Here is a 13,130-nt window from a genome sequence, read left to right as displayed (position 1 = left end):
GTACCTCCATATGCAATCAGGATAAATAAAAACAAAGTTGAAGGGGAGCGATCACATGTATTTCGGAAGCAAAGGTTGGTATGTAAAAGAACTTAAAAAATTAGGTATCCGTACTTATGAAGGTAAAAAACTAGAATCTTATCGTACGCATGTGTTGTCTAGTTTACTTGAGAGAATGAAGAGAGCTTCGGCTTAATAGAAAAGTAAAAAATGAAGTGAACACGAATAGTGGTATATGATAAAAAACACCTCCTAAATTCGCATACTAAGTATGCAAATTCAATGGAGGTGTTTTTATCAGTTTTCATAAAAGATTTTTTGCTTCCGCTGGAACGGATACGTTTTAATCTCAGCTGTATCTAAATCTTCATTGAATAAATGAATGGCTATAATTTGTCTACAATCGTAAGTATGGTAATAATATGTTCCAGACTCCATACACATTGCACTTGTATAGATCGTATTATCTAATATACCGTCTTCTGTTATTACTGCCCCCTTAGGAACCTCACAGTTTGATAAAATATGAAAAATAGCCGATATCCCCTCTTCTTCGTTCTCTATACTTTGAATGTTTTGTTTGCCATATGCTGCCCGTACAAATCTTGATGGCGGGGTGAAATCTCCAGGAAGCCCCATCGTTCCTGAACCTTGGCCAAAAGCACTTAATGGTACATCTCCCCACTCCGTTGGCGCAAATGGCTGCGATTTAAGACCAATATATTGTCTTAAATTTTGTAAATGCCAATTAAACTCGGGACTATTAGTCATCACTCCTATTGGATTGTCATACACTTTTATTCCATCAGCTGTCGGCTCAAGTACAATACACGCTCCCGATTTATCTGCTAAAATCCAATGTAGCGGTGGCGTAATTCCTAAAACTGGTAATGACACATCTATAAAGGCAATGTTATCAATAGATTTTCTTACCTCTTCAACAGAATTGAACTGCGTGAGGCTCCAAGTCACAAAATCAAATGGCGCTACATTCGTTTTATTGCTATCTATATGATTACTATAAGTAGCGAATCCTGGGAAATAGAGAGTTGCACATGTCATACCAGTTTCATTTACTCCGTCCGCCATCATGACCCTTCCTCCAAAATTAATTCCCATTCCGACAACAGCCTTTTTCGCTCGGATCGTTTCACCAGTTATATTGTTCCACTGATAACGCCGAGGGATGATTATTACTTCCTGATTCATATCTAATGTGAAATCCATTGTTCTTGCAAAAAGATGTTGGAAATTTTTAGTTTGTAACGTCAAACTAGTACACATGAAGAAATCCCCCCATTTTATAGTTATATACACATTTTATAAAATTCTGATAAATACGTAAATTAAAAACCCTATTTATCACTAACAAAATAACCACCCAAACTAAAAATGCTATAATAAACCCAATGAAACTAAGGGGGCAAATTACTTTGCTTGGAACATGCATTCAATTTCATAAGTTTGGCAATCCAAAAGACGTATTACAAGTTGAATATAAAAATATAGAACCACTGAAAGATAATGAAGTTTTCGTTCGTATGCTAGTTAGACCGATTAATCCATCTGACTTAATTCCAATAACCGGAGCGTACGCACATAGAATCCCTTTACCTAACATACCTGGTTATGAAGGTGTTGGTATTGTAGAAGATGTAGGAGCTTTTGTTTCTAGAGACCTTATCGGTAAACGTGTGTTACCGTTACGCGGGGAAGGTACTTGGCAAGAATATGTGAAGACATCAGCTGATTTTGTAGTCCCTATTCCCGATTCTATTGATGATTTTACCGCGGCACAAATGTATATTAATCCCCTTACGGCTTGGGTTACATGTACGGAAACGCTAAACTTACAACGGAATGATGTTTTGTTAGTGAATGCTTGTGGATCCGCTATCGGGCATCTTTTTGCGCAGTTATCGCAAATTTTAAATTTCCAACTCATTGCCGTGACAAGAAATAGTAAACATACAGACGAATTACTTCAGCTTGGCGCTCATCATGTAATTGATACTTCGACTGCCCCGCTTTATGAAACCGTTATGACATTAACGAACGGGCTCGGCGCGGATGCTGCAATTGATTCTATCGGGGGACCGGATGGAAATGAATTAGCTTTCTCCTTACGTCCCAATGGGCACTTTTTAACTATAGGACTTCTGTCAGGAATACAAGTAAACTGGGCAGAGATTGTCACGAAAGCAAAAGTGCACGCGAACATATTTCATTTACGACATTGGAATAAAGAAGTGTCACCTTATAAATGGCAAGACACGTTTCGTCATTTAATTCGCTTAGTAGAAAATGAGCAATTACGTTTTATGAAAGTCCATTCTACGTATGAATTAGCGGATGTGAAAGCGGCAGTTGATGTTGTACAGTCCGCTGAGAAAACGAAAGGGAAAGTTTTTTTAACGAATTATTAAATTGAGTACATTCAACTATCAATCCATTTAGTAGCATAGAATTTTAAGTAGCTTATGTAATTTAATTAAAAAAGCGAAAGGAGACTCTAACATGTGGTTACTTACGGCAATTGCGCCTGTTTTAATAGTCGGGGGAATTGTAGTCTATGTAATTGGAAGGCTTAAACATAAATATGACAACGGTACATTAGGTAAGAAAAAATCAAAAAAAGCTCAAGTTTTATTGGATAGTTTCATACCTGTAGGAATGCTCATTGGCTGTATAATCGGTTTGATTTTCGGCATATTTTTCCCGGATTATTCACTTCTTACAATGAGTTTAGGATCCGGAATCGGCTATTTATTGGGGTTTCTCGCCTATGAAATTTATAGCAAGCCAGGAAACAACTTCTCATAATCCAAAAAGAATAAACGGGACAGTACATAGTAGTCATCAAAATATGTACTGCCCTTTATTTTTGCATCAACGTTATCACCTTACCTTTCGCCTACTATACACCTTTTTGATTGATTTTCCTCTCCTCCCTCTTTTGTATATTCGCTTTTTTGTTTTCATGGGATCTATATCCAAAGTAAAGTAGCGCACATGTAATAATAGAACCTACAATGTATCCTAAAAAACATCCTAACCAAAACATAGTGTAACCGCCTCCGTTCATAATAAATTTTATGTAATATAACTCTTTACATGCTCCATCGTTTATTTCTATTAACTATACACTTTCTAAAATTATTCATACCACTCATTCTCTTCGTACCTCAAATAGCAATTTTATTATTTGTCATAAAGTTAACACCTTCTTTAAATACAAAAAATCCCATTTATTTGCTTTTTCTCAAGAAATAATATACTACATTTGAAATAAGCGAGCGAGTACGTCGGCCCTTCTCTATTTTAACTTTAGTCATGAACAAAAGAAAAATAAAAAACCCCCTCAAAGCATAAACTTCAAGGGGTGAGCCTGTTTTTTATTTACTTATATACGTACAGCTGTACCACTTACAGCAACCATTAACATTCCATCACGAACTACTTCGTAATCTACGTCAACACCAACGATAGCGTTCGCACCTTTTTGTTTTGCAAGTTCTTTCATTTCGTCCATTGCGATATCACGAGCTTCTTTTAGCTTACTTTCATAAGAACCAGCACGACCACCGACAACATCACGAACAGAAGCGAATAAATCGCGGACAATATTTGCACCCATAATAGCTTCACCATTTACAATATCGATATACTCAATAATTTCTTTACCTTGAATTCCAGACGTTGTTGTTACAATCATGACTGACACTCTCCTAATAAGTTGTAGTTTTAATTAGCTTTCTTATGTCTTTATTATGACACGGAACAAACAACTAATCTATTGAATTACCTTACAGGAATGTGACAGTTTTGTAAGAATGAAACGCGCATTATGTTTCATTTTAATAAAGCGCTTTAACATTAGGATACATAAACGACTCTTTATTTTCTTTCCAGTCCTTTTCTACTTCTTTGAAAGTTGGTCGTCCTAATTTTTCATTGTTCTCATGTTTACGAAACCATTTCTTTACATACTTATCCCCATTTTTATTTTGAATCGTGCAAAGGAAACTATCGCTACTATCCTTTAATATTTTTACAATCACGAAAAGACACCTCTTTCCTTTTAAATAACATAATAAAACTTGATCTTTTACTATAAGCCCTTCCTCTCTTATAGTCATACGACTCCTCGGCCGCGCCAAAGTTGTAAGATCAAAAACGATATTTACTTTGTTTACATTTTATTTAAAGAAATCAGAGTTATAAGCATGATGCTTATCAAATATTTTATAGATTTCTAACTTATCATCTAATTTTGCATCTACTAAAATTAATATATTTCCATCGTAAATATATTCTTCATACTTTTTAGCATGTTCTTCTGGAATTCCTAACCCTATAAATGCTCCTATTAAACTTCCAGCTCCTCCGCCAATACCGGCTCCTCCAATAGCTGCTGCGATTGGTCCTGCTGCTACAATTGGACCCATTCCAGAAACGGCAAGTATACCAAGACCTGTTAATAAACCACCGAGTCCGCCTGCTACTCCTCCAGCTACAAGCCCTGTCGCTGAAAAGATATCTGCTTTATGTGCAGTTTCGCTATTCACTTTTTCACCCGATTTTTCTTCCAGATGTTCAATTTCCTTTTGATCTTTCGCAATAGCTGAAATGTTATCTGCTGAGTATCCTTTTTCATTTAATTCATTAATAACGAGTGCCGCATCATCAATTGTTCTAAAAACACCTACTATTTTTCTATCTACATTCATAACTATTAACCTCCTAAAGTTTTATATAATGTCTCTTTATTTTTCTTCATTTCTGTATACACTAATCTTTTTATTAACATAACCATTTACGAAAAAAGCGAATAGTAAAAGCACTACAAGTGAACTACTTAACAAGTAAATTAAATCAAATGTAATATTAATCATCATTTCATTCATGTATACCAGGCTCCTTTTTATTTAAAGTAAAAGTATATTTTGATAGACTAATCTACTAAACATAGACATCTTACAATTCATCTTCAGTTAATCTCTTTGTAGTATATGTATACCCTTCCTAACCTTTTCTAAACGTAAAAAACTATAATTATATTTTTTCTTATTTATATGTTTAACATTTTTTTAAACGGGTATGTTTATATTGTTATGCTTACTATATGGAAAGGAATATTACGATGAACGCCATTCACTCTACTACTATTTCTTATAATGAAACACCTACAATAACTCAGATTCATCATTTTTATGCTTTAATGAAAACATTTCAAGCTAATTTGTTTATAAGTAAACATGGAACAATGACATCAATTAAAAATTTAAGCACTCTAGTATCCTTTTTCCTTACTGTAAAAAAGAGAGATCTTGTATTATTTATTTTTGAAGGAATAGATGCAAAAAGAGCTTTAAGAACACTCTTCCCTTCTTAGAATGTTTGTTATCCTCTATTCCCTCGTCTACTACCTTTCATATATGTTTTTATATTTCAAAATGATTTCCTCTATTAAAAAAGAACCCCCTAATACAATAGGGGGATTTCTAGTTTGACCTTATGAAAACTGATATAATATATATTACGTTTTTCATTCTTTAAAATAGAAAAGTTTTAATAACCTTGAAGGTAGGAATTTTTAATGAACTCGAAAGCAAAATTTAGTATTCGCTACAAAATTATGGCTGGTTATTTAGTTATCATTTTGTTCTTGCTTGTTTCTTTCATTATGTTAAACAATGAGATTTCCAGCTTACAAAAATCTCGTAATTTTATTATTGATCACGATTTTAAAGTTCTCAATTTAACGAATCAAGTGGAGAAAGAGTTACTAACAATTGAAAATAAAGCGAAAGGGTTTATCATTTCTAATAACCCTACTTACGTGCAATCCCTTAACTCTGCGGAAAAGGATTACGAAAAACATTATCAAGATCTTTTTGCTTTATTAGAGGATAATCCCTCTCAGCAAGAAAAATTAAAACAGATTAACGAAAACATTACTAGTTGGATTAATAAAGAGATTCACCCACTCATTACAAATAATAATAGTAATAATGTACAAACAATGGACACGACTCAAATTCAGTCATTACAATCACAGCTAACTAACTTCCGTAGCACTGAGGAGCAACTAACAAAAAAAAGAGCTGCACAATTAGATATTGAAAATAATAAATTAGAGATTTGGTTATACAGTTTATTGTTCTTACTTTCTTGTTTTGCCATTATCGTTTCACTTTATATTTCCAATTCCATTACAAAAACGATTAAAAATGTAATTCAAGCTATTAAATCCATTTCTTCTAAAGAAAAAATTACGGAAAGAATTCATGTAAACAGCCATGATGAAATAAAAGATCTTGCTCATACAACAAATCACCTACTAGACGAAATATCGAAAAGAGAATGGTTACAAACTGAGCTTGCAGAATTAATTTTAATGTATCAAGGTGTATCTTCTATTGAGATGTTAGGTAACAAAATTTTGAGTGGAATTATACAGAAAACGCAAACTTCTTGCGGTGCATTTTATGTACGTGAAGAATATGAAGAAACTGTCTACTATGTGAAAAAAGCTTCTTTCGCCGATCAAGGTGCTGATATTGGGAAACAATCCATTCAAATGGGTGAAGGTTTCATTGGACAGTCTGCCTTAGAAAAGAAAAGTTTTATTCTCAGGGATATACCCGAAGAGTTTCGTTATGTCACTAGCGGAGTATTAGAAATACGTCCTAAAAATCTATTAATCATCCCTATCTTATTTGAGGATGAAGTAATCGCAGTAATGGAGTTAGTAAGTGTAACTGAGATTTCAGATTTACATCAAGATTTAATTCAACAAACCGTTGATAATCTAGGTTTAACAATCCATAGCATTATGGGACGTATGCGAATTCAAACTCTTTTACATGAATCACAAGCAATGACAGAAGAGTTACAAGTTCAATCAGAAGAATTGCAAACGCAAGCGGAAGAACTACAAATGCAAGCAGAAGAATTACGAACAACGAATGAACAATTAGAGTCTAGAACTGAAGAGGCTGAGCAGAAGACAGCTGACTTACAAATTACTAAATTAGAATTAGAAGAAAAAGCAAGCGAGTTGTTACGCAGCTCAAAATACAAATCAGAATTCCTAGCAAATATGTCACATGAATTACGCACACCATTAAATAGTATTTTACTATTATCTGAAATGTTAAGAGAAAATCATGATAACAATTTATCCGACGATGAGATTGAATTAGCAACTGTCATTCATTCATCAGGGAAAGACTTACTTACTTTAATTAATGACATACTAGATTTATCTAAAGTAGAAGCAGGCAAACTAGACATCATTTTTGAGGCAACGAACATAAGTGACATGGCAGCCAATATGCATCAAAACTTTTTACATATAGCTGCACAAAAAAATGTCGAATTTACTATTGAAGACAGTGATACGATTCCTGATCTGTTTTATACAGATGCAAAACGGATTGAGCAAATTATTAAAAACTTATTATCCAATGCATTTAAATTTACAGAAAAAGGATCCATTTCTTTACATTTCGATTCGATAGAAACAAGTAATTTAAGTCATGATATGCAGTCTATAAGTAAAGATTGGATTACAATTTCAGTAAAAGATACTGGTATTGGTATCGCTAAAGAACAGCATCAACTTATTTTCGAAGCCTTTCAACAGGCAGATGGCGCAACGATTCGGAAGTATGGTGGTACAGGATTAGGTTTATCTATTTGTAAAGAGTTTGCTAGATTGTTAGGTGGTTGGATTACGTTAGAGAGTAATGTAGGAGAAGGTAGTACTTTCACGGTATATATTCCTAACCTTCCAAATGGATTACATGATATACAGTTATCTAATTTAGAAGTCGCAGCAACAGTAGATGAAGTTATTACTGCTGAAGTTGTTGAGGAAACCATCGTTCTTCCAGAAACAAATAATGTCTTCCAAGAGAAAACCATATTAATTGTCGATGATGATCATCGAAATATATTTGCATTACAAAATGCATTAAAAAAACACCATGCCAATATCATTACTGCACAAAACGGCCTAGAGTGTTTAGACATACTAAAAAACAATACAAATATCGACCTTATTTTAATGGATATTATGATGCCAAATATGGACGGTTATGAAACGATGGAACATATCCGAATGAATTTAGGGTTACATGAAATACCTATTATTGCATTAACTGCTAAAGCAATGCCAAATGATAAAGAGAAATGTTTATCTGCTGGTGCTTCAGATTATATAAGTAAACCATTAAATTTACATCAACTCTATTCGGTAATGAGTGTATGGTTAATAAAATAAGTGAGGTTTCGTTTCAGTGGAAAATAAGTATTATAATTTTGATCCATCAGTAGATACAGATGAGCGCACGAACTTAGAAATTGAATTACTATTGGAAGCGGTATTTAAACTATCAGGATTTGATTTTCGCCAATATGCTCGCACATCTATTTATAGAAGGATTTGTAATCGAATGCAGCTCTCTAATATCCCAACCATTTCAAAATTAATTGAAAAAGTAATTCACGAGGAAGGGGTTTTAGAACAGTTATTAAATGATTTCTCGATTAATGTAACTGAGATGTTCCGTAATCCTGCCTTTTTTAAAGCGCTTAGAGAGCATGTAATTCCTGAATTGAAAAAGCATCCTGAAATTAGAATTTGGCATGCTGGCTGCGCAACTGGTGAAGAAGTATTATCAATGTCCATCTTACTTCACGAAGAAGGATTAAGTGAAAAGTCGGTTATTTACGCAACAGATATGAATACAAATGTGTTAGAAAAAGCAAAACAAGGCATCCTCCCGTTAAATAAAATGCAAACTTATACGAAAAACTATTTACAAGCTGGCGGTACACAAGCATTTTCTAACTATTATTCAACAGATAATCGTTTTGCTTATTTTAATCCATCACTTTTACAAAACATTATTTTTGCACAGCATAATTTAGTAACCGATCAATCTTTTAACGAATTTCATATTATACTTTGTCGTAACGTTTTAATTTACTTTACAAGTAAACTTCAAAATCAAGTGCAGCAACTATTTTATGAAAGCTTAGGTCACAATGGTTTTCTATGTTTAGGGAATAAAGAAACTCTTCGTTTTTCAAATATAATGCCGCATTATACTCAATTTAATCCTAGCGAACAAATTTATCAAAAAATACAATAAAAAGCGTATGAAATCCTCTGTTTGGATTTCATACGCTTTTTATTTCGCATTCGTTTGTATCATAATGAGACACATATCATCTGATTGCGCTTTCTTTTGTTCTTCCTTGTAAAACCCTTCTATCTCGCCTTCTAAATCTCCCCATTTTCTTTCTGTAAAAGTACGTAATTTCTCTTCAGCCTCAAATTCATCATTTGCAATTGCTTCAAGAACACCATCTGTAAATAATACGATTTGAGCATTTTTCTCAAAAGGTATAACTGTCTTTTCAACTTTTATTTCATCAAAAAATCCTACCGCACAACTCCCGCGATCTAGTTCAACTACATTTGTTTCATCAACTAAAACATATCCAGAAGGATGCCCTGCATTTACATATTCAATCGTTCTATCTTCTGTATTAACAACTAAGTATATGGCCGTAAAATAATAGGGAATATTATCATTTTCATTATGTAAAAGGGTCATATATTTATTTAATTCTTTAATAACGAGTTCTGGATCAATTAAACATTTAATTGTTTCACGTAATACAGACGAAATAAACATACAAACTAATGAAGCAGATATACCATGTCCCATCACGTCTAATAATATAATACCGTAGCGGTTTTCATCGATTTTATACCAATAATACATATCTCCAGCTAATTTAAATGAAGGTAAGTAACTTGCTTCAATTTTTATATGCTCTTCTCTTAATGGGCTACTTAATAAGTTTCTTTGTACTTGTGTAGCTAAATCTAGTTCATTCCGAAGGTTTTCTTCCTGTTCTTTATGCCAATTTAATTCTGATTTCAAGCGTAATGCCACACGCATACGCGCTAACAATTCAACTTTATTTATAGGTTTCGTAATATAATCCATTGCCCCCATATCAAGAGCTTCAGCTAATTTATTTGCATCTTCTAAAGCTGTAACAAAAATAATAGGAATATCTTTAAACTTCTCCTCTTTTTGTAATCGCCTACAAACTTCAAGTCCATCAATTTCAGGCATCATAATATCTAATAGTATTAAATCAATTTCATTATGCCTGGAAGAATCTTTTCCAAAATGGATGTATTCGAAAAGCTCTTGTGCAGAATTAAGTGATACAAGATCCTGATATCCGGCTTGTTTTAAAATCTTCTTAATTACAAAGATGTTAACCGGATTATCATCTACAATTAAAATGGACACAAGTGATTTCCCCTTTTCTTATATAAAATGTAAATCGATTATCATTTTCTATTTTTCTAGTATTACATACTCAGTTACAAAATGAAAATTTCCTACTCAAACATATTTTTTATATAGCAAAAGAACAAACCCCCAGAAATGAGAGTTTGTTCTTTCACTCTATAAGTTTCCACTTTTAATTTAACACCATTGCTTTATCACTTAAAAGACGATCCAACTCTTCCATATGATTTGTTTCATCTGCGATCATATCTTCTAACTTTACAACTAACTCTGTCATATTTAATTTCGCTGCTTGTTCTTTTCGCTTTTCATAACGCTTAATTGTTTCATATTCTGATTGTCTAGCGTATTCTAACATTTCTCTAACATCTTCTGCTTGTTTCACTCGTAAAGGGATTGTAGTAGGTGTACCACCTAGCGTCTTAATTTTCTCCGCTAAATATAGGGCATGTCCTTGTTCATCACTAATTTCAGATTCAAAGAAAGGTTTTAACACTTGTCTATATATACCAGCAACTGTAGCTGCATTATGGTTATACATAATAATTGCTGAGTATTCTCCTGCTAAATCTTCATTCAAACCTTCGATTAGTTCTTTCACATCGTGTGACATTTCATATCTCCTCCTATACTTAATAAGTACCCCTTTTCTCATGTTTTAAACATCATTATTTTAAATTTTTTATGTATCTAAAAATGCGGCTTGTTTCAACTTACTTATCGCTTGTCTTTTAATACGAGAAACGTGCATTTGTGAAATACCTAACCGTTCCCCTGTATCTTTTTGATTTAAATTTTCTCCAAATATATAATGAATAACACTCTTTTCCGTATCATTTAATACGTTAAAAATATCCTTTAAAACGAGACGCCTTTCTATCTCTTCATATCCTTGCTCTACTTCACCTACAGATTCAATTCTCGCTACCGAACTGCCATCAGATGCATTTTCAACTACATCATCTAAGGAAGATACTCGATAATTATTTTTCGCATCCATAATTTCTAGCACTTCCTCTTCGGATAGTCCTAAATGATCCGCAATCTCTATAATCTTCGGTGAACGCTGCAAATGATCTGTTAGTTCCTCTATCGCAAGTTTAATTTTCCCGCCCAAATCTTTAATTCGCCTTGGAACGTGAATACCCCAAGTTTTATCACGTAAATACTTCTTTATTTCCCCTACTATCGTAGGTATTGCAAAAGGCTCAAAAGCATTCCCTATCGAATAATCATACCTTCTTATTGCGCCTAAGAGCCCTAACATGCCTACTTGTATAATATCCTCATGCATCGGCCCGCCTTTTGAATAGCGATATGCAATGGAATAGACAAGATTTTTATAATGCTCAACTAACCTTTCCTGCGCTTCATCACATTGGTTTTGTTGGAAGTCTGCAATTAGTTTAATAACGTCTTCTTTAGTAAGATTCGTAGGTTGAGATTGGATTTCCATCATTCTCCACCTGCTCTCTTTGTATATATTTTGTCATTAAAACTGTCATGCCCTCATCATGCATGATTTGTATATCATCCATTAACGTATTAATTAAATATAAACCTAAACCATTTTCCGGCAAATGTTCTACTGGTTTACTAATATCATACGGACCAACTTTCCTTTTTAAGTTATTAAAATCAAAGCTAACCCCATTATCCGCAACCATAATTTCTAATCGATTTTCATATAGTCCAAAGACAATTGCAATTTCTCCAACGTCTTCTTTATATGCATGTTGTACAATATTTGTACATGCTTCACTAATAGCAATTTTCATATCTTCTATATCGTCATAAGCAAAGCCTATTCGATTCGCAACACCAGCCATTGTTAAACGAATAATAGCCACATATTCTGCCTTTGCAGGAATTTTCATTTCTATCTTTTCAAATCTCTCCATCATCCCTAGTCACCTTCTTTCTACTTTTTCAAAATCAGAATTCAAATTTAATATTTCCGTTAATCCTGTAATATCGAATAATCTTTTTAATCTTTTAGATACACCGATAAACTCTAGTTTTCCATCATTTTTCTTAACCGCTTTTAATAGAGCTATAAAAACACCTAAACCAGTACTATCCATATAATCTACGTTATGAAAATCTACTACAATCTGAACCTCTTTTTCGCTTGTAATAGGCATTACCTTATTTTTCAAATCTGATGCCGTATACGCATCAATTTCACCATTAAGTTGTACCGTATAACCTACATCATTTTGCAAAATATTTATTTCCAAATTCATCATTTCCGCCCCCTTATCTCGAACTTTTACTATTTAATTACCCATAAAAATTAGTTTTAAACATATTTTTTTATTTTCATTATAAATAAATTTTCTACACCTTTCTCGGCTTAACACGTAAAAAACACTACCAAATGTTTAAACCTTATAAATTTGTGTATATATAATGTATAAACATTATTTTTAGGGGGATCTATCTATGGAAGAGCACAACTTTAAAAAGGGAGATTTTGTTCAATTTTCTTATCGACACGATCATGCTACAAAATTAGTTGGTTCCATTATTAACATACTAACGAATACAATTGTAGTTGATATAAGTAATAGCGAGGACTTATCTCATATAGAACCAAGGCAGGTCGTAAGAATAAATAATTGTGAAAAAGTAACGATGGTTTAATACATAATGAACACTCCCCCACTTAGCAAAGCTTGAAGTGGGGGTTTCTAACGTTTCGACCTAACGGACGATTAACGTCAGGGGAGTTAACACATTAGCGAGCTGTTTCACGCTTAACCCCTCTATCCCATTTGT

General features: G+C 33.2%; 17 protein-coding genes. 7 read left to right on the top strand and 10 right to left on the bottom strand.

The annotated features are described in order from the left end of the window. Positions 1-55: 55 nt before the first annotated feature. The gene (locus tag DN404_RS09485; RefSeq protein ID WP_000273537.1) at positions 56-196 is read left to right on the top strand and encodes a YflJ family protein; all 141 of its coding nucleotides are present in this window, start codon (positions 56-58) and stop codon (positions 194-196) included. A gap of 101 nt (positions 197-297) precedes the next feature. Here the strand turns inward: DN404_RS09485 and bsh are convergent, their stop codons facing one another. Further along, on the bottom strand, positions 298-1,284 hold the full coding sequence (gene bsh, locus DN404_RS09480) for a choloylglycine hydrolase (protein ID WP_149214993.1): 987 nt from the start codon (positions 1,282-1,284) through the stop codon (positions 298-300). A 149-nt stretch (positions 1,285-1,433) separates the two neighbouring features. On the opposite strand from bsh, the gene DN404_RS09475 reads away from it, so the two are divergent. Next, complete coding sequence (locus tag DN404_RS09475) at positions 1,434-2,426, top strand: zinc-dependent alcohol dehydrogenase family protein (RefSeq protein ID WP_006924740.1); 993 nt, start codon at positions 1,434-1,436, stop codon at positions 2,424-2,426. A 91-nt stretch (positions 2,427-2,517) separates the two neighbouring features. Then, a complete protein-coding gene (locus tag DN404_RS09470) occupies positions 2,518-2,823 on the top strand; it encodes a hypothetical protein (RefSeq protein ID WP_098771771.1) in 306 nt (101 codons plus the stop codon). Between the two features lie 580 nt (positions 2,824-3,403). On the opposite strand, the gene DN404_RS09465 is transcribed toward DN404_RS09470, so the two are convergent. The 4 genes from DN404_RS09465 to DN404_RS30480 all read right to left on the bottom strand — a co-directional run bounded on the left by DN404_RS09465 (position 3,404) and on the right by DN404_RS30480 (position 4,907). Continuing rightward, entirely contained in the window at positions 3,404-3,715 is a 312-nt protein-coding gene (locus tag DN404_RS09465; RefSeq protein ID WP_000637511.1) for a YbjQ family protein, read from the bottom strand. 142 nt (positions 3,716-3,857) lie between these two features. Then, positions 3,858-4,061, bottom strand: coding sequence for a DUF4028 family protein (locus tag DN404_RS09460; protein WP_142343417.1), 204 nt, complete (start codon positions 4,059-4,061; stop codon positions 3,858-3,860). Positions 4,062-4,199: 138 nt separating this feature from the next. After that, positions 4,200-4,730 carry a general stress protein gene (locus DN404_RS09455; RefSeq protein ID WP_001100101.1) on the bottom strand — a complete coding sequence of 177 codons (531 nt, stop codon included), beginning with the start codon at positions 4,728-4,730 and terminating at the stop codon, positions 4,200-4,202. 36 nt (positions 4,731-4,766) lie between these two features. After that, positions 4,767-4,907: a hypothetical protein gene (locus tag DN404_RS30480; RefSeq protein ID WP_001004571.1), complete on the bottom strand. Its 141-nt coding sequence runs from the start codon at positions 4,905-4,907 to the stop codon at positions 4,767-4,769. 236 nt (positions 4,908-5,143) lie between these two features. Here DN404_RS30480 and DN404_RS09450 point away from each other — a divergent pair, with 236 nt between their 5' ends. The 3 genes from DN404_RS09450 (at position 5,144) to DN404_RS09440 (ending at position 9,164) form a co-directional block, all read left to right on the top strand. Further along, a complete protein-coding gene (locus tag DN404_RS09450; RefSeq protein WP_149214992.1) occupies positions 5,144-5,395 on the top strand; it encodes a hypothetical protein in 252 nt (83 codons plus the stop codon). Between the two features lie 204 nt (positions 5,396-5,599). Then, positions 5,600-8,290 carry an ATP-binding protein gene (locus DN404_RS09445; protein WP_149214991.1) on the top strand — a complete coding sequence of 897 codons (2,691 nt, stop codon included), beginning with the start codon at positions 5,600-5,602 and terminating at the stop codon, positions 8,288-8,290. 16 nt (positions 8,291-8,306) lie between these two features. Next, complete coding sequence (locus DN404_RS09440; RefSeq protein ID WP_000429036.1) at positions 8,307-9,164, top strand: CheR family methyltransferase; 858 nt, start codon at positions 8,307-8,309, stop codon at positions 9,162-9,164. A 39-nt stretch (positions 9,165-9,203) separates the two neighbouring features. Here DN404_RS09440 and DN404_RS09435 read toward each other — a convergent pair whose 3' ends face one another. From DN404_RS09435 to rsbV, 5 genes are all read right to left on the bottom strand, one after another. Further along, entirely contained in the window at positions 9,204-10,346 is a 1,143-nt protein-coding gene (locus tag DN404_RS09435; protein WP_086412377.1) for a fused response regulator/phosphatase, read from the bottom strand. Between the two features lie 175 nt (positions 10,347-10,521). Next, positions 10,522-10,962, bottom strand: coding sequence for a ferritin-like domain-containing protein (locus DN404_RS09430; protein ID WP_149214990.1), 441 nt, complete (start codon positions 10,960-10,962; stop codon positions 10,522-10,524). Between the two features lie 69 nt (positions 10,963-11,031). Continuing rightward, positions 11,032-11,808, bottom strand: coding sequence for an RNA polymerase sigma factor SigB (sigB, locus tag DN404_RS09425; protein ID WP_149214989.1), 777 nt, complete (start codon positions 11,806-11,808; stop codon positions 11,032-11,034). Continuing rightward, on the bottom strand, positions 11,771-12,253 hold the full coding sequence (gene rsbW / locus DN404_RS09420; protein WP_000970571.1) for an anti-sigma B factor RsbW: 483 nt from the start codon (positions 12,251-12,253) through the stop codon (positions 11,771-11,773). The genes sigB and rsbW overlap by 38 nt, the downstream gene beginning before the upstream one ends. 6 nt (positions 12,254-12,259) lie before the next feature. Next, on the bottom strand, positions 12,260-12,598 hold the full coding sequence (gene rsbV, locus DN404_RS09415; RefSeq protein WP_149214988.1) for an anti sigma b factor antagonist RsbV: 339 nt from the start codon (positions 12,596-12,598) through the stop codon (positions 12,260-12,262). Between the two features lie 196 nt (positions 12,599-12,794). On the opposite strand from rsbV, the gene DN404_RS09410 reads away from it, so the two are divergent. Beyond that, positions 12,795-12,995: a hypothetical protein gene (locus DN404_RS09410; RefSeq protein ID WP_030023647.1), complete on the top strand. Its 201-nt coding sequence runs from the start codon at positions 12,795-12,797 to the stop codon at positions 12,993-12,995. Positions 12,996-13,130 lie beyond the last annotated feature (135 nt).

It is taken from the genome of Bacillus sp. TE8-1 (assembly GCF_008368855.1).
Classification (GTDB): domain Bacteria; phylum Bacillota; class Bacilli; order Bacillales; family Bacillaceae_G; genus Bacillus_A; species Bacillus_A cereus.
This window is presented reverse-complemented; position numbering and strand designations above follow the sequence as displayed.

What these genes read in the sequence shown, in the direction of transcription:
- DN404_RS09485 (WP_000273537.1), top strand. Translation starts at nt 56, where the DNA reads ATGTATTTCGGAAGCAAAGGTTGGTATGTAAAAGAACTTAAAAAATTA.
- bsh (WP_149214993.1), bottom strand. Translation starts at nt 1,284, where the DNA reads ATGTGTACTAGTTTGACGTTACAAACTAAAAATTTCCAACATCTTTTT.
- DN404_RS09470 (WP_098771771.1), top strand. Translation starts at nt 2,518, where the DNA reads ATGTGGTTACTTACGGCAATTGCGCCTGTTTTAATAGTCGGGGGAATT.
- DN404_RS09465 (WP_000637511.1), bottom strand. Translation starts at nt 3,715, where the DNA reads ATGATTGTAACAACAACGTCTGGAATTCAAGGTAAAGAAATTATTGAG.
- DN404_RS09455 (WP_001100101.1), bottom strand. Translation starts at nt 4,730, where the DNA reads ATGAATGTAGATAGAAAAATAGTAGGTGTTTTTAGAACAATTGATGAT.
- DN404_RS30480 (WP_001004571.1), bottom strand. Translation starts at nt 4,907, where the DNA reads ATGAATGAAATGATGATTAATATTACATTTGATTTAATTTACTTGTTA.
- DN404_RS09450 (WP_149214992.1), top strand. Translation starts at nt 5,144, where the DNA reads ATGAACGCCATTCACTCTACTACTATTTCTTATAATGAAACACCTACA.
- DN404_RS09445 (WP_149214991.1), top strand. Translation starts at nt 5,600, where the DNA reads ATGAACTCGAAAGCAAAATTTAGTATTCGCTACAAAATTATGGCTGGT.
- DN404_RS09430 (WP_149214990.1), bottom strand. Translation starts at nt 10,962, where the DNA reads ATGTCACACGATGTGAAAGAACTAATCGAAGGTTTGAATGAAGATTTA.
- sigB (WP_149214989.1), bottom strand. Translation starts at nt 11,808, where the DNA reads ATGATGGAAATCCAATCTCAACCTACGAATCTTACTAAAGAAGACGTT.
- rsbW (WP_000970571.1), bottom strand. Translation starts at nt 12,253, where the DNA reads ATGATGGAGAGATTTGAAAAGATAGAAATGAAAATTCCTGCAAAGGCA.
- rsbV (WP_149214988.1), bottom strand. Translation starts at nt 12,598, where the DNA reads ATGATGAATTTGGAAATAAATATTTTGCAAAATGATGTAGGTTATACG.
- DN404_RS09410 (WP_030023647.1), top strand. Translation starts at nt 12,795, where the DNA reads ATGGAAGAGCACAACTTTAAAAAGGGAGATTTTGTTCAATTTTCTTAT.